This window comes from Saccharopolyspora griseoalba, assembly GCF_042665275.1.
In the GTDB taxonomy this organism is placed as follows: domain Bacteria; phylum Actinomycetota; class Actinomycetes; order Mycobacteriales; family Pseudonocardiaceae; genus Saccharopolyspora; species Saccharopolyspora griseoalba.
Window position 1 is genome coordinate 152,532 of sequence record NZ_JBHTCJ010000003.1, and the last position, 16,097, is coordinate 168,628.

Annotated in this window: 10 protein-coding genes; 4 read left to right on the forward strand and 6 right to left on the reverse strand. The window is 72.2% G+C overall.

Annotation, left to right across the window (positions count from 1 at the left end; genetic code table 11):
* Positions 1-49 precede the first annotated feature (49 nt).
* The 6 genes from ACFQRI_RS07240 to moeA form a co-directional block, all read right to left on the reverse strand.
* Positions 50-3,472: an alpha-glucuronidase family glycosyl hydrolase gene (locus ACFQRI_RS07240; protein WP_380665825.1), complete on the reverse strand. Its 3,423-nt coding sequence runs from the start codon at positions 3,470-3,472 to the stop codon at positions 50-52.
* 156 nt (positions 3,473-3,628) lie between these two features.
* Positions 3,629-5,863, reverse strand: coding sequence for an AAA family ATPase (locus ACFQRI_RS07245; protein WP_380665827.1), 2,235 nt, complete (start codon positions 5,861-5,863; stop codon positions 3,629-3,631).
* 78 nt (positions 5,864-5,941) lie between these two features.
* A complete protein-coding gene (gene pssA, locus ACFQRI_RS07250; protein ID WP_380665829.1) occupies positions 5,942-6,865 on the reverse strand; it encodes a CDP-diacylglycerol--serine O-phosphatidyltransferase in 924 nt (307 codons plus the stop codon).
* Positions 6,862-7,566, reverse strand: coding sequence for a phosphatidylserine decarboxylase (locus tag ACFQRI_RS07255; protein ID WP_380665831.1), 705 nt, complete (start codon positions 7,564-7,566; stop codon positions 6,862-6,864). The genes pssA and ACFQRI_RS07255 overlap by 4 nt, the downstream gene beginning before the upstream one ends.
* 547 nt (positions 7,567-8,113) lie before the next feature.
* Positions 8,114-10,069 (reverse strand): M48 family metalloprotease, encoded by a 1,956-nt coding sequence (locus ACFQRI_RS07260; RefSeq protein ID WP_380665833.1) that lies wholly within the window; start codon positions 10,067-10,069, stop codon positions 8,114-8,116.
* A gap of 100 nt (positions 10,070-10,169) precedes the next feature.
* On the reverse strand, positions 10,170-11,414 hold the full coding sequence (gene moeA, locus ACFQRI_RS07265; protein WP_380665835.1) for a molybdopterin molybdotransferase MoeA: 1,245 nt from the start codon (positions 11,412-11,414) through the stop codon (positions 10,170-10,172).
* Between the two features lie 139 nt (positions 11,415-11,553).
* On the opposite strand from moeA, the gene ACFQRI_RS07270 reads away from it, so the two are divergent.
* The 4 genes from ACFQRI_RS07270 (at position 11,554) to groL (ending at position 15,956) form a co-directional block, all read left to right on the forward strand.
* Positions 11,554-12,240 carry a TIGR00266 family protein gene (locus tag ACFQRI_RS07270; protein ID WP_380665837.1) on the forward strand — a complete coding sequence of 229 codons (687 nt, stop codon included), beginning with the start codon at positions 11,554-11,556 and terminating at the stop codon, positions 12,238-12,240.
* A 272-nt stretch (positions 12,241-12,512) separates the two neighbouring features.
* Positions 12,513-12,716, forward strand: coding sequence for a cold-shock protein (locus tag ACFQRI_RS07275; RefSeq protein WP_380665840.1), 204 nt, complete (start codon positions 12,513-12,515; stop codon positions 12,714-12,716).
* 190 nt (positions 12,717-12,906) lie between these two features.
* The gene (locus ACFQRI_RS07280; protein WP_380665842.1) at positions 12,907-14,031 is read left to right on the forward strand and encodes a serine/threonine-protein kinase; all 1,125 of its coding nucleotides are present in this window, start codon (positions 12,907-12,909) and stop codon (positions 14,029-14,031) included.
* Between the two features lie 287 nt (positions 14,032-14,318).
* Positions 14,319-15,956 carry a chaperonin GroEL gene (groL, locus tag ACFQRI_RS07285; RefSeq protein WP_380665844.1) on the forward strand — a complete coding sequence of 546 codons (1,638 nt, stop codon included), beginning with the start codon at positions 14,319-14,321 and terminating at the stop codon, positions 15,954-15,956.
* The last annotated feature ends 141 nt before the right edge of the window (positions 15,957-16,097 follow it).

Here is a 16,097-nt window from a genome sequence, read left to right on the forward strand (position 1 = left end):
CAGCGCTCCGCGGAGCGCTGCGGGCCGTTCCCGTCGCGGCCGCGGTCCCTCAGGCGGCCGGGACCTCCTCCCCTTCGCTGCGGACGCGGAAGTGGTCGAACGAGGCCGTGAGGTCCGTCGACTCGCCCGCCCGGTTGAAGGCCGTCAGCCCCGCCCCGGTGGGATCCCGGTCCATCCTCGCCGGGCCGAAGAACCGGTAGGTCTCGCCGTCGGTGGAGTAGTACGCCCGGTAGGCGTCACCGGACTTGGTCAGGCGCAGCCACAGCACGCCGCCGTCGAGCAGCCGCTGCGCGTTGGCCCCGGTGATCTCCTGCGTGCTGACCTCGCCGTCGCGCTCGCTCAGCAGCACGAGCCGCCGCTGGTCGATCTCCGCTCCGGCATCGGCCATCTCCCAGGCGAGCTCGACGTAGTTGTCGTCGTCGGCGTAGGCGAGCAGTCCGGCCTGCTCGTTCTCCTGCTCGACCGGGCGGGAGAGGCGCACCGCGGTCTCGGCCGACCAGTCGCCGTTGACCTCCTGCAGCGCGAGGTTCTTCGCCGTGTTGGTGCCGCCTCGCAGGTCACCCCGCTGGGAGGTGATCGAGAGGGCGCCTCCGCCGAGCCGCCAGTTCGCGGCGTCCTCGCGGACCCAGTTCCACCGCTCGCCGAGCGCGCCGCCGGTGAACTCGTCGCTGCCGTCGATCGCGGTGGACAGCTGCACCTCGTAGGTGGTTCTGGTGTCCTGGTTGGACACCACGACCTCAGCGGTTCCGGTCGCGCCCCGGGCTTGTTCGATGTGGACGGTCGCAGCCGGGTCCGCCGCCACGGCGTCCACAGCGGCCGATTCGCTGCCGGTGGGCAGCACGGCGTCGTAGTCGAGCCGGTTCGGGTCGAAGGACTCCAGGGGCTTGCCGTTGACCGACAGGCTCCGCAGCGTCGTGTCCGGCACCATCTCGAACCGGTAGTTCTTCACCACCGGGCCGTAGGGCGCCGCGGAGCGGACCTTGACCACCGCGGTGCCCGGGACCTCGCCGGCCTGCGAGACGATCTCGGCCCGCGCTCGCGGATCGGCGGTGCGCACCTCGGTGATCTCCGGCGAGCCGCCCGCGGCGACGGGGATCCGGTAGGAGTCCTGGGACAGGTCGAAGCCGTCGAACGTGGTGCCGCCGACGGTGATGGACGCCGAGGTCAGCCCGTCGTCGGTCGGGATCGGCCGGTCGCTGAACTCCTGCCAGTACGCCACGCAGGTGTCCCGCCAGTTGGCCGCGTCCGCCTCGTGCTCGGCGAGCTTGGCCGAGACCTCCTGGAACCGGCGGGCGTCCAGGTGCGGTTCGAGCCCGGCCCAGGCCTCGCGCATCCAGGTCACGTACTGCACGCCGCGCTGGTACCGGTGCACCAGCTCCCGCCAGAACGGTTTCCCGTTGTCCATCGCGTGATCCCACGGCACGTGGTGGAACCACATCAGCAGCTCCTCCGGGGTGCTCTCCAGGGTGCCGTAGCGCTGGGCCAGCGCGGGGAAGTACTGCGAGGTGAAGTCGCTGCCGGAGGGGGAGCGGTCGTAGCCCAGCCCGGCGGTGTCGGCCTTGTTGTAGTAGCGCGGGCTCCAGTCGTCCTTCTGCACGAACTGCGACGGGTTCGGGTCGTAGTGCTGGTCGGCGGTGAACTGGTGCGCCACGCCCAGCGGGGTCTGGTAGTCCACCAGGGCCTCGTTGGAGCCCATCATCATCCGCACGACGGTGTTCACGACGTGCTCGTCGTTGCTCCAGGTCATCCGGGTCCAGTCGGCGGCGATGTCGCGCGCGTCCTGCTCCCAGTCCCAGGCCAGCCTGCCGAAGGCGAACAGGTTGGACTGGGCGAAGTGGTGCCCGGTCAGGTTGTCCGCGTTGCCCAGGTTGGCCACGCCGACGATCGCGGATTCCCTGCCGCCGTAGGCGCTGCCGTCCACGATGTCGCCCGCCAGCCGCTCGCCCGGCGGGACGTCGGTGGCGCGGGTGTCGGTGCGCAGGACCTCCTGCCACATCGGGGCGAGGTAGTCCAGCATCGTGCTCTGGCCGGTGTACTCCTGGGTGATCTGCAGTTCCATGGCCTGCTTGGTGTTCTCCATCCGCCCGAACATCGGGTTGAGCGGTTCGCGGGCCTGGAAGTCCAGCGGGCCGTTCTTCGTCTGCAGGAACACGTTGTCGGCGAACCGGCCCCTGGTGCCGTCGGGCTGGACTTCGTCGTCGATCGGGTTGAACTCCAGGTACGCCCGCTTGAGCCGGTCGTCGTCCACCTCCGGGTCGTAGACGAACGTGCGCCAGTCCACCGTCATGCCGAGCGGTTCGAGGGCGGCGGCGATGCCGTTGGCGCCGTCGCCGTGGTCGTGCCCGAAGTCCTGCGGCCCGGGTTCGCCCTCCGAGTTCGCCTTGACCGTGAAGCCCTGCAGGTCCGGGATGGCCTCCTGGACCCGGCGGGCGTGCCGGTTCCACCAGTCGCGGAAGGGGCGGCCGGTCGGGTCGAGCTGGTCCTCGGTGAGCGTGTCCGGGGCGAAGCGCTCGTCGGTCGGGGCGTCGTAGCGGATCGACAGCGCGAGCCGGATGCCGTAGGGCCGCAGCGCGTCGGCGAGCGCGGCCTCCTGCTCGACGTACTCCGGGGTCAGGTACTTCGCCTCGGCGTTGACGTTGTTGATGGTGATCCCGGTGATGCCGACCGAGGCCAGCGCGCGGGCCATCACGATGTAGCGGTCCAGGACGACCGGCAGGTTGCGGTCAGCGCTGGCCCCGGTGGCGTCGAAGTTGAAGATGGCGCCGCTCTCGCCGTCGAGCCCGCCGGTGCCGTCGGCGTCGTTGCCCGCGTAGAGGCGCGTGGTCTCCCAGTAGTTGAGGTGCCTACGGTCGATCTTCGGTGACCGGTCGGCGTCGAGGTGGGCGATCGACTCGTGCGTCTGCATCCGCCGCAGCAGCGCGTAGCTGCCGTAGAGGGCACCGATGTCGGTCTTGGCGGCCACGACGGTGAAGGCCGTCCCGCCGTCGCGCACCGTGCGGATCCGGTAGCCGTCGTCGGCCAGGCCGGAGAGGTCGCCGGCGTGCGCGCGCACGATCTCCGAGCTCTCCGGGGTGCCGACCACCACGGCGCCGTCCGGGGCCTGCGAGCCCCGGACCGCTCGGGCCGGGACCTCCTCGCCGAGCAGGCCGCTGAGCCCGCGGGTGAGCTCGTCGCGCGCGGCGCCGAGGGTGGAGGTGGCCAGGCGCTCGTCGGAGCCCGGTGCCATCCGCAGGTCGGGGGTGTGCCGGTAGGACTCGTTCGCGTCGGCGTTCTGCACCACGACCGAACCCGCCCGGCGCGCGTACTGCTCGCGCAGCTCGTCGTCGTCGACGCGGACGTAGTTCAGCCACATCTGCGAGCCGTCGTAGGAGTCGTCGTAGCCCGAGCCCGAGTCCGAGCCCGCGCCGTCGGCGGGCGGCTCGGCCGCGGCGGCGGGGCCCAGCAGGCCCACCGCCAGCGCCACGGGAGCCACCAGCGCCGTCGAAACTTTCAATAACCTTCGCCACGCACCTCGTCGCATCTGCCAGCTCCTCCTCCGGGGGAAATCGGAGAAAGGATGCGGTTCCGGCACGCGGGGGTCAAGGTGATGATCGCCCGCAAACGGGTGCTGTGCGCCTGAAAGTTTCGGTCAGCGCTGCTGGTTCTCCGCGTACGCGGCGAGGGCCTCCAGCTGCGCGCGGTCCAGCGAGGGCCGCACGCTCCGGCGGGCCGTCGCCAGGTGCGCGGCCGTGACCTCCGCGGCCGCGAGCGACTCGCGCATCGCGGTCAGCGCCGCCTCCCGGACCAGGGCGGCGCAGTCGGCCGCCGAGTAGCCCTCCAGGTCGGCGGCCAGCGAGGTCAGGTCCACATCGCCGGCCAGCGGGGTGTTCTTCGCCGCCGAGGCCAAGATCTCCCGGCGCGCATCGGCGTCCGGCGGCGGGACCTGGACGAGCCGTTCCAGGCGGCCCGGTCGCAGCAGGGCGGGGTCGATGAGCTCGGGGCGGTTGGTCGCGGCCAGCACGACCACCTCGCGCATCGGCTCGACCCCGTCGAGCTCGGTCAGCAGCGCGGCCACCACCCGATCGCCCACCCCGGAATCGCTCGACTGGCCGCGCCGCGGGGCGAGCGCGTCGACCTCGTCCAGGAAGACCAGCGCGGGCGCGGCCCCGCGGGCGCGCAGGAACAGCTCGCGCACCGCGCGCTCGGACTCGCCGACCCACTTGTCCATCAGCTCCGCGCCCTTGACGGTGAGCACGTTGAGCCTGCCGCTGCCGGCGAGCGCGCGGACCAGGAACGTCTTGCCGCAGCCCGGCGGGCCGTAGAGCAGCACGCCGCGCGGCGGGTCCACGCCCAGGCGGGTGAACGAGTCGGGGTACTGCAGCGGCCACAGCACGGTCTCGGTCAGGGCCTGCTTGACCTCGGCCATGTCGCCGACGTCGGCCAGCGTCAGGCCGCCGGTCTGCAGGTTGTCCGATGTGGACATCGAGATGGGGCGCACCGAGGTGAGCGCGTCGAAGAGGTCCTGCCTGCGGATGCGCGCCGCGTCCGGGTCCTCGCTGTGCCGCAGGGCGGCGCCCACCGCGGCCTCCCGGCACAGCGCGAGCAGGTCGGCGACCACGAAACCCGGTGTGCGCTCGGCGATCTCGTCCACGTGCACGTCGTCGTCGAGCGGTGCGTGCCGCAGCAGCGAGGTGAGCAGCTCGGCGCGGGTCCGGTCGTCGGGCAGCCCGATGGTGAGCTCGCGGTCGACCACGCCCGGCTCGCGCAGCCGCGGATCCACCGATTGCGGGCGCGAGCTGGTCACCACCACGGCCAGCCGGTCCTGCCCGATGGCCTCCCGGATCGCGTCCAGCGCGACGGTGGCCAGCGGCGGCGGGTCGTTCTCCGGCAGCAGCGCCTCGACGTCGGTGAGCAGCAGTATCCGATCGCCCGGTGCGGAGGTGGCGCGCCCGATCGCCTCCCGCAGCCGCTCGGCGGCGGTCCGCGCCTCCAGCGCCGCGATCCCGGCGGCCGGGACCTCCACGACCTCGGCCCCGACGTCGGCGCCCACGGCCCGGGCCAGGGTCTTCTTCCCGACCCCCGGCGGTCCGCTCACCAGCACGCCCAGCCGGGGATCCGCGCCCAGCCGGCGCAGCAGCTCCGGCTGCTCGAAGGCCAGCCGCAACCACTCGCCCAACCGGCGAGCGCTCTCCTGGCTCCCCACCAGTTCGTCGACCCGAAGGACCGGCTCCGCCTCGGAACCACCCGATCCGGTGTCACCCGGCCCTGGGGCAGGCGCCGAACTCCCTCGAACTTCGCCGGTGGAACTCCCTGGAATTTCGCGGTCGGAGCGGTGCCAGGTGATCGCGGTCGTGGGGTGGACCGTGGTGGGGGCGTCGGGGGTGGTGCTGGTGATGGTGACGAGCTCGGTGGTCCAGGTGCCCCCGATCGAGGTGGACATCTTGCGCCGGACCTCGGCGGCGTTGGTGGCCGTGCTGGGGGCGACGTCCTGGGGGAGCAGCGAGACCGTGTCGCCGGTGGTGAAGACCTTGCCGGTCAGGGCCATCCGGACGGTCTCCGGGGAGACCGTCGCCTCGGCCATCCGGGAGCCGCTGACCGCGACGTGCTGCGCCACGTCGACCTCGGTCGGCGACACGACGACCTCGGAGCCCTCGGTCATGCCCAGGTTCATCAGCGCGATGTCGTCGACGAGCACCACGCCGGCCGGTCCGGCCGCGTCGGCCGCGGCGGCCAGCGCGACCGTCTCCCGCGCACCGGTGAGCCGCACCGCGCTCCACGCGCGCAGCCCCAGCGCGTCGAGCACCTCCGGGTGCAGCCGCACCACCCCGCGCCGCGAGTCCCGCGCCGAACCCGATACCCGAGCAGTCAACCCGATCGAAGCCACGCCCCGACCCTATGCGCAAAACCGGCTCCGGACGTGCAGAACGGGGCGCCCGGCGCGGGCGCCCCGTTCTGCGCGGGCTCAGTCCTCGCGGTTGCGGCGCAGCTCCAGGCGTCGCCAGGAGCGGCGCGGGCCGCCGGGGGCGGTCGGCCTACGGGGGAGCCGGACCCGGCGGGCGGCACCGGCGATGTTGCGCGGCGGGCGCAGCCCGAGCCGCCTGCGGGAGCGCCGCCGGATGGCGCGCCGCTCGCGCGGCGGGGCGCTCCAGGCCTCGGGGTGCTTGGCCAGCCACTGGTAGCGGTAGACCGCGTAGGGGACGTGCAGCAGGTACAGCACCATCGCGATCGCCAGCGAGATCAGCGGGAAGACGATGATCGCCGCGGCCAGCGCGGCCACCAGCACCAGCAGCGGCGCGACCGCGCGCGGCGGCACCTTGGCGGTCTTGAGCGACAGCGTCGGCACCCGGCTGACCGCCAGCGCGGCCACCAGCACCATCCAGATCATCACCAGCACCTGGTTGGCCCACCAGCCCTGGTAGCCGAAGTGCGCGGTGAGCGTCAGCGGCAGCAGCGCCAGCAGGCCCGCGGCCGGCGCGGGCACGCCGACGAAGAACTCCTTGGCGAAGGGCGGCTGGTCCTCGTCGTCGAGCAGCGTGTTGAACCGGGCCAGCCGCAGCACCATGCAGACCGCGAACAGCAGCGCGATGACCCAACCGAGCCGGTTGTTCTGCAGGTGCCAGGCGTAGAGGGTCAGGGCCGGGGCCACGCCGAAGGACATCGCGTCGGCCAGCGAGTCCAGCTCGGCGCCCATCTTGGAGGTCGCGTCCAGCAGGCGCGCTATCCGGCCGTCCAGCCCGTCGAGCACCGCGGCCGTCGCGACCGCGGCGATCGCCCCCGGCAGGTTCTGGTCGAGCGCGAACTGCACCGCCGACAGCCCCGCGCACATGGCCAGGACCGTGATCGCGTTGGGCAGCAGCCGGACGCCGGGCGTGGTGCGCATGCTCATCGCCGGGGCAGTTCCGCCAGGGCGGTCTCGCCGCCGATGGTCCGCTGACCGGGCTCGACGAGGATCTTGCTCTCCGCGGGCACGTAGAGGTCCACGCGGGAGCCGAAGCGGATCAGGCCGTAGGTGTTGCCGGCCCGCACCAGGTCGCCCTCGCCGATCTCGCAGACGATCCGCCGGGCCACCAGCCCGGCGATCTGCACCACCGCGACGCGGGTGCCGTCCTCGCCGCGGATGACCGCGGAGTTGCGCTCGTTCTCCTCGCTGGCCTTGTCCAGGTCGGCCGAGAGGAACTTGCCCGGCCGGTAGACCAGGGTGTCCACCTTGCCGCTGATCGGGATCCGCTGGACGTGCACGTCGAAGATGGTCAGGAACGCGCTGATGCGGGTCATCGGCTGGTCGCCGAGGCCCAGCTCCGGCGGGGGCACGGCCGACTCGACGTGCGAGACGGTGCCGTCGGCCGGGGCCACGGCGAGGCCCTCGCGGGCGGGCGTGGCGCGGGCGGGCTCGCGGAAGAACCACGCGCACCAGGCGGTCAGCACCGCGCCGAGCGCTCCGGCCGGCCGCCACAGCCTGCGCAGCAGCAGCGTGGCGACGGCGGCGCCGAGGACGAACGGCTTGCCGGCCGGGTGCATCGGGGGAATGGTGTCGCGGGCCAGCGCAACCAGGTGCGCCAGCGGGTTCTTGTTCGGTTCGGTGCTCATCTCGAGGTGTCGCGCCCCTGCGTCGGCGGTCAGGTCAGCGCTGCGCGGCGGTCTCCCCGCGCGCGTGCGCGCTGTTGTCGTACAGCATCGCGGACGCTTCGGCGCGACCTGCGCCAGGGGGCGCAGTCGATCAAGAAGGAGCCGCGCGACCTGCACGGACATCTAGCCGAAAAGGGTAGTCCCCCGCACGCGCGAGCGGTCCGCCGCGCGGTGGCGCGCCGGGGCCTGGCCGCCCGCACCGCCGCGCAGCGGTACCGCGCGAGCAGCAGAGGACCCGCGGTGCGTCTCCCCGTAGACGTCCCCGCGGGTCCTCTGGGTGTCCGTGCGCCCCCCGACGGCACACGGACCTTCGGCAAGTCCGCCGCACCTGGCAAGCGAAGGTGTCGGGACGGACATGATGGAGATGTGCTGATCAACCAATCGTGACGTGACTTCTAGTGTAATTGAGTTCACATCATGTCCGTAGCCGCTATCGGAGGACATTGGCTAGATCTTTCGTAACTCCGCGTCAACGAAGCTCCGTCGCCATCGCTCGGGAGTGGGGCAGTCAGTCGGTGGCCGCCGCGGCCTCCTCCAGCTCCATCCGGGCGCCCATCAGCTCACCGAGCCCGTGGTACGGAGCGCCGTGCTCGACGCCGTCGGCGCTGCTGCGCAGCACCAGCGTGGACACCCCTCCGGTCTCGGTCACCGACAGCTCGTCGAGCGTGGACATCGCGTACTCGTCGAGGTAGAGGTCCAGCTCCAGCACCCAGCCGGTGCGGTCCTGGTCGAGCCGGGCGCTGGCCACGTCCCGGCTGTCCACCCACTGCGCTCCGGGCTGGCCGCGCAGCTCCTCGATCGGCGTGGCCTCCAGCTCGCCCAGCTGCTCCTGCTCGGCCTCGCGCAACCTGGCCAGCGCCCCGGCCATCAGCCTCTTGGTGGCCGTGGCCGAGCTCGGCAGCAGCAGCAGGCCGCGGTCGGTGACCAGCAGGTCGTAACCGCTGCCCGAGGCCTGGATCGGGCTGACGATGCCCGCCAGCGTGGGCTCGGGCTCGGCGGCGGGTTCGCGGCTGTGCGTCAGCGGCACGCCCAGGTCCACCAGCACCCGGTGCAGGCCCGGGATCAGCCGCGGATCGGCCACCGCCGGCCGCACCAGCCGGTCCGGGTCCAGCGGGCGGCCGTTGGCCAGCCGCACCACCGAGGGCCCGCCCCAGTCCAGCTCGTGGTGCGCCCGGCGGGCGCAGATCAGCGCGTCGACCGCGGCCGCGCCCAGCAGCTCGGTGAGCGTGTCCTCGGCTGCCTGGTCGATCAGCGAGGGGTGCAGGCCCGGGTTGAGCACCGGGTTGACCAGCTCCCGGCCCTGGCCGCGGTGGATCGCGGCGAGCACCCCGGCGATCGAGGGCTCGATCGGCAGCCCGGACTGGGCCACCGCCGCGCTCAGCCGCGCCGCCTGCTCGGCGACCTGCGCGGCACCCGCCTGCCGGGCGATCTCCGGCCAGGGCAGGCGCTGCTGGAGGTCGTTGACCAGCAGCTGGTCCTCCAGCTCCGGGACGGTCTTGCGCGGCTTGCGCAGCAGCGCGAACGCCGGCCGCTCGTCGGGCTCGGGCTCCCCGCCGCCGGGCATCCGCTTCATCGCCTCGATGCGCGTCCGCAGCGGCGGGTCGCCGGGGTCCTCGGCGATGGTCCGCTTGGCGCGCTCGGCCAGGTCGGGCCTGCGCACCGGGTGCTCCACGAAGTTGCGGAAGCCCAGCAGCACGTCCGGCGCGTGCCCGATCGCCGCGGCCATGCTCAGGTAGGACTCGCTGTACTCGGGCCAGGCGAGGTCGACGGCCACCGACTTGCGCAGCTGCATCACCGCGACCTTGCGCCCGGCCACCCGGACCGCGGCCGCGTCGCCCGCCTGCACCAGGTCCTTGGTCGTGGTCGCCGCGATCGCGGTGAACACCCGCGCGTAGCCGGCGAACAGCCACTTCACCGGGCCGGTGGTGAGCCCGTCGACGGTGCGCCGCACGCTGGCCAGCGCCCGGTGCGCCAGCACGGTGAGCTTGCTGCGGCCGGTCAGCCGCCCGACCGCGCGGGCGATCCCGGCGCTGAGCTCGGCGGAGTTGAGCGCGGCCAGCGCCGGTAAGCCGATCTCCAGGTAGCGGGTGCGGGTGCGCAGGCCGAGCAGCGCGGTGTCCTCGCGGATCGCGATGCCCGGTTCGGAGGTGATGCGGATTTGGTCGGGCATCGGCGAATCGGTGGATTCGGCGATGGATTCGGTCAGCCGCCACAGGTTCTTCTGCTGGACGCTGTCCAGCGGGGCGCCGCGCTCGCGCACGCGGGTGCGCAGCACGGCCCGCAGGCCGATGGCCACCACGGCGCCGACCACGACTGCTGCGAACAGCACCTTCAGGCCGGTGGTCGTGGAGTGCCGGAAGGTCATTCCCGCCATCATCACCAGGCCGATGACCAGCATCACCGACGCCAGGAAGAAACCGATGTGCAATGCCAGCGCTACGGCGGCGCGCCAAGGGCCACGCACGTGCTCAAACTCCGAGGGGAATCGGGGGGACGGGACTCGCAGTCTTCGCGACCGCTCGTCGCATCGTCAACGGGGGTGTGTCAAGCGATATCGAACGGAGCTAGTCCAGCAACATCACGTCCACAGTGGACTTGGCCGCGAGCTCGGTGACGTCCTCCGGGATGGACAGCAGGCAGTTCGCCCTGGCCAGGCTGCCCAGCAGGTGCGACCCGGGCGCGCCCTGCAGGCTCACCTCGCCGGTGGCCGGGTCGAACACGCCGCGGCGGAACTGGCGCTTGCCCGCGGGAGCGCTCAGCGACTCCGCCAGCGCGGCCTGCCGCACCTTGCGGCCGGTCTCCCGGTGCCCGGCGGCCGCCAGCATCGCGGGTCGCACGAAGACCTCGAAGGACACCATCGAGCTCACCGGGTTCCCGGGCAGCGTGACCACCGCGAACGCGTCCCGGTAGCGGCCGCAGCCCTGCGGCATGCCCGGCTGCATCGCCACCTTGCTGAACTCCACGCCGTTGCCCCGCAGCGCGTCCTTGACCACCTCGTAGGCCCCGGCGCTCACGCCGCCCGAGGTCAGCAGCAGGTCGGCCGAACCGATGTGCTCGGCCAGCGCCGCGTGGAAGGCGTCCACGTCGTCGGGCACGAAGCGCAGCAGCGTCGGATCGCCGCCGGCCTCGCGGACGGCCGCGTCCAGCATGAGCCCGTTGGACTCGTAGATCTGCCCGCGCTCCAGCGGTTCGCCCGGTTCGACCAGCTCGGAGCCGGTGGACAGCACCAGCACCCGCACCGGCCGGTGCACCGGCAGCTCGGCCGCGCCGACGGCCGCGGCCACGCCCAGCTGCGCGGCGCCGAGCCGGGTGCCCGCGGTGAGCACGGTGGTGCCGGCGGTCAGGTCCTCCCCGGCGCGCCGCACGTGCTGGCCGGGCTGGACGCTCGCGAACAGCGCGACCTCGTCGGTGCCGCCGTCGGTGCGCTCCACCGGCAGCACCGCGTCGGCGCCCGGCGTCAGCTGCGCACCGGTCATGATCCGGTGCGCGGTGCCCGGCCGCAGCGGCGGCACGTCCACCCGGCCGGCCGGGACGTCCTCGACGACCGGCAGCTTCACCGGCTCCTCGGCGCTGGCGGCGGCCAGGTCCGCCGACCGCACGGCGTAGCCGTCCATCGCGGAGTTGTCGAAGGAGGGCAACGGGATCGGCGCGACGAGGTCCTCGGCCAGCGCGAGCCCGAGGCAGTCGGCCAGCGGCCTGGTCTCCACCGGGGTGCGGCGCAGCAGGGCGGCGACCTTGGCCCGGTGCTCCTCGACGGGCGTCAGCTCTGAGGGGGAGTTGAGAGACGACACGTACGCATCATCGGTCATCGGACCCCTCCTTGTCGTCGGCGGCGGTGAGTCGATCTCGGCTGTCCGGATGCGAGAATGCGCGGCCCCCGCCGACGGGGTCCGCGCGAACCTAGAATTCCCCGGAGCCGGCAGGGTGCCGGCGGAGCGGGGGATCGCGGTGCAGGTTCGCACTCGGCACACGCCGTCCTACGGCGTCGGCAGGCTGGTGCTCGCGCCCGGCGAGCCGGTGCTGGTCGAGTCCGGTTCGATGCTGGCGACCAGCTACGGGGTGACCGCGGAGGCCAAGGCTCAGGGCGGCTTCCTCAAGTCGCTGGCCCGCGCGGCGATGGGCGGCGAGTCGTTCTACGTGTCCACCTACACCGCGCCGCAGCAGGGCGGGTGGGTCGACGTCGCGCCGCAGCTGCCCGGCGACCTCAACGTTCTGGAGCTCGACGGGCGGACCGGGTGGTGCGTGACCAAGGGCTGCTGGCTCGCCGCGGCGGCCACCGTGCAGCTGGAGACCCGGTGGGGCGGGTTCCAGAACCTCTTCGGCGGCGAGGGCGGGTTCCTCACCCACCTCAGCGGACAGGGGTCGGCGCTGGTGGCCTGCTACGGCGCGCTGGACGTGGTGACCTTGCAGCCCGGTGAGTACGTCACGATCGACACCGGGCACGTGGTCGCCTACGCCGACACCGCGCAGAGCCGGCTGCGCCAGCTGCACCAGGGCGCGGCTCAATCGCTCAAGAGCGGGGAGGGCCTGGTTTTCGATTTCGCCGGACCGGGCCAGGTGCTGACCCAAACGCGCAATCCGCGGGCATTGGTCTCCTGGCTGAAGTCCAATGGGCTCGGCCCGCAGCGCGGATAGCACCGTTCCGCGAGGCGGAAGGCCGGACTCGTTCGATCGGCCGAACAAAGGCTTTCGGCAATGGTTTCGCCGGGAGTGGAAAAGGATTGGTGCAAGCGGGGGAATTGGTTGCGGCGGATAACGTTCCGTGGCTGAGAGGGCCACCCGTTCGGCCCAGCGCTTAACGGAAAAGTTGTATTGCGGACCCCGAGACGACACCGAATTTCGGGGGTAGTCTGGCCGTTGCTCCAGCGGCGCTCGCGCCGTGCATCACATTTCTTTAGGAGGACGCCGTGGCGGTCGGCACGGTCAAGTGGTTCAACTCGGAGAAGGGCTACGGATTCATCGCCACTGATGGTGGGTCCGACGTGTTCGTCCATTACTCCGCGATCAACATGTCCGGGTTCCGCACGCTTTCCGAGGGGGATCGCGTGGAATTCGAAGTCAAGGCCGGCCGCGACGGCCGCACGCAAGCAGACGGTGTCACGAAGGTCTGAGCGTCCGGACTGCCTCCGGTCTCGTCCGGCGTGGCTGCGGGATCGAGCAGCGACCAACAGCGCCCAGGCCAGCACGACCGAAAGCACAACCGCGAGGTGTCGGCCCGGTTCCCCTGGGAGCCGGGCCGGCGTTCGTTCGAGTGCGCCAACCCGCCCCCGCGTGCGCGAGGCGGGCGTTAGGGTGCCCGATGTGTCGGAAGATCTCACCGGGCAGCGGCTCGGCCACTACAAGATCGAAGGAGTGCTGGGCCGCGGCGGGATGAGCGTGATGTACCGCGCCACCGACATCCGGCTGGGCCGCAAGGTCGCGCTGAAGGTGATGGGCGAGCACATCACCGGGGACGCGGAGTTCCGCGAGCGCTTCGTCGACGAGGCCCGCAACACCTCGGCCATCGACCACGCCAACATCGTGCCGCTCTACGACTTCGGCGAAGTCGACGGCATGCTCTACATCGCGATGCGGCTGGTCGACGGGTCCGACCTGGCCAGCCTCGTCTCCGACGGCCCGATCTCGCCCAAGCGCGCCCTGGAGCTGCTCGGGCAGATCGCCGAGGCGCTGGACACCCTGCACGAGCAGGGGCTGGTGCACCTCGACCTCAAGCCGGCCAACGTGCTGGTGACCACGCGCGAGTCCGCGCACGAGCACGTCTACCTCGCCGACTTCGGGCTCACCCGGCGCGGCGCGACCGGGCACCGCACCGCCGGCGGCGACTTCCTCGGCTCGCCCACCTACGCGGCCCCGGAGCACCTGCGCGGCGAGCCGGTCGACGGCCGCACCGACCAGTACGCGCTGGCCTGCATGCTGTTCGCCTGCCTGACCGGGCGCCCGCCCTTCCAGGGGCAGGTCCCCGAGATCATCCAGGGCCACCTCGCCGCCGCGCCGCCGGCGCCCGGCGCGCTGGTGGCGCTGCCGCCGCCGGTCGACGACGTGCTGCGCCGCGCGATGGCCAAGCGTCCCGAGCAGCGCTTCGCGAGCTGCCAGGAGATGATCACCGCCGCGCGCGCCGCGTGCGGGCCCGCGCCGGGAGAGGTGCCCGCGCCCTCGCGGGCCATGCGCCCGCACGGCCCGCCTTCCGGTCCGCAGCCGGTCGTCCCCGGGCCGCAGCCCGCCCCGCCCCGGCCGGGCCCGCCGCAGCAGGGCGCTCCGCCGGTGCAGCAGGGGCCGCAGCGGCTGCGCCCGCCGATGCCGGCCAGCTCGGCCTCGTTGGCCAAGCCCTCCTCCGGCGGTTCGGCGAAGTGGATCGTCCCGCTGCTGGCCGGGTTGGCCTTCGCGGTCATCGTGATCGTCTTCGCGGTGATGGCCACGTCCGTGTGAGGGGCGTTTCGCGACAGGTCGGCCGTGCCGGGCACGGGCGAGTGACCTCCGACGCCCCTCGGGCGGGGCCTTGCTTGCACTCGCCCTGCGTGAGTGCTAAACACGGTACTGGCACTCAGCAAGTTCGAGTGCCAGGTCGGGACGGTGAGGCCGCCCCCGGCGACCCCGAATGGCGGTGGTCGCCGAGCGGTCGTCCGTCGCGGGCACCGAGCCTGGCCGAGCACGAGTCCTGCCGTGGCGTGTGAATCCACACCGCGGCGTCCTGATAGGTGGAGGACCACACCGCAATGGCCAAGATGATCGCGTTCGACGAGGACGCCCGCCGCGGTCTTGAGCGCGGCATGAACAACCTCGCCGACGCCGTCAAGGTGACGCTCGGCCCGAAGGGCCGCAACGTCGTGCTCGAGAAGAAGTGGGGCGCGCCGACCATCACCAACGACGGCGTCTCGATCGCCAAGGAGATCGAGCTCGAGGACCCGTGGGAGAAGATCGGGGCCGAGCTGGTCAAGGAGGTCGCCAAGAAGACCGACGACGTCGCGGGCGACGGCACCACCACCGCCACCGTGCTGGCCCAGGCGCTGGTGCGCGAGGGCCTGCGCAACGTCGCGGCCGGCGCTTCCCCGATCGCCCTGAAGCGGGGCATCGAGAAGGCCACCGAGGCGATCTCCGAGCAGCTGCTCAAGAACGCCAAGGAGATCGAGACCAAGGACCAGATCGCCGCCACCGCCGCGATCTCGGCCGGCGACCGCCAGATCGGCGAGCTCATCGCCGAGTCGATGGACAAGGTCGGCAAGGAAGGCGTCATCACCGTCGAGGAGAGCAACACCTTCGGGCTCGAGCTCGAGCTCACCGAGGGCATGCGCTTCGACAAGGGCTACATCTCGCCCTACTTCGTGACCGACACGGAGCGGATGGAGGCGTCGCTCGACGACCCGTACATCCTGCTGCTGAGCTCGAAGATCTCGAACATCAAGGACCTGCTCCCGCTGCTGGAGAAGGTCATGCAGGCCAACAAGCCGCTGCTGATCATCTCCGAGGACGTCGAGGGCGAGGCCCTGTCCACGCTGGTGGTCAACAAGATCCGCGGCACCTTCAAGTCCGTCGCCGTCAAGGCCCCGGGCTTCGGTGACCGCCGCAAGGCGATGCTGCAGGACATGGCCATCCTGACCGGCGGTCAGGTCATCAGCGAGGAGGTCGGCCTCAAGCTGGAGAACGCCGACCTGCCGCTGCTGGGCCAGGCCCGCAAGGTCGTCGTCACCAAGGACGAGACCACCATCGTCGAGGGCGCTGGCGACGACGAGCAGATCGCCGGCCGGGTCAACGAGATCCGCGCCGAGATCGAGCGCTCGGACTCCGACTACGACCGCGAGAAGCTGCAGGAGCGGCTGGCCAAGCTGGCCGGCGGCGTGGCCGTCATCAAGGCCGGTGCGGCGACCGAGGTCGAGCTCAAGGAGCGCAAGCACCGCATCGAGGACGCGGTCCGCAACGCCAAGGCCGCCGTCGAGGAGGGTGTCGTCGCCGGCGGTGGCGTCGCCCTGCTGCAGGCCGCCCAGACCGCCTTCGACGGCCTCAAGCTGGAGGGCGACGAGGCGACCGGTGCGAACAGCGTCAAGCTGGCCGTCGAGGCCCCGCTGAAGCAGATCGCGGTCAACGCCGGCCTCGAGGGCGGCGTCGTCGCGGAGAAGGTCAAGAACCTCACCCCGGGCACCGGCCTGAACGCCGCGACCGGCGAGTACGAGGACCTGATCGAGGCCGGCGTCATCGACCCGGCCAAGGTCACCCGCTCCGCGCTGCAGAACGCGGCCTCCATCGCCGCGCTGTTCCTGACCACCGAGGCCGTGGTCGCCGACAAGCCGGAGGAGAACGGCGGCGCCGCCGCTGCCGCCGGCGGTGACCCGATGGGTGGCATGGGCGGCATGATGTGATGACCGCCGTGCTCGGAGCCTGAGGTTCCGCACGCTCGAAGGGCCGTCCCCGTCCGCGGGGGCGGCCCTTCTGCGCGTTCCGGGTCCCCGCGACGGGCCGGTTCGCCGGTGTGTTCTCCTGGTTTGGTTCCGCAGCTCCAG

What these genes read in the sequence shown, in the direction of transcription:
- pssA (WP_380665829.1), bottom strand. Translation starts at nt 6,865, where the DNA reads ATGAGCATGCGCACCACGCCCGGCGTCCGGCTGCTGCCCAACGCGATC.
- ACFQRI_RS07255 (WP_380665831.1), bottom strand. Translation starts at nt 7,566, where the DNA reads ATGAGCACCGAACCGAACAAGAACCCGCTGGCGCACCTGGTTGCGCTG.
- moeA (WP_380665835.1), bottom strand. Translation starts at nt 11,414, where the DNA reads ATGACCGATGATGCGTACGTGTCGTCTCTCAACTCCCCCTCAGAGCTG.
- groL (WP_380665844.1), top strand. Translation starts at nt 14,319, where the DNA reads ATGGCCAAGATGATCGCGTTCGACGAGGACGCCCGCCGCGGTCTTGAG.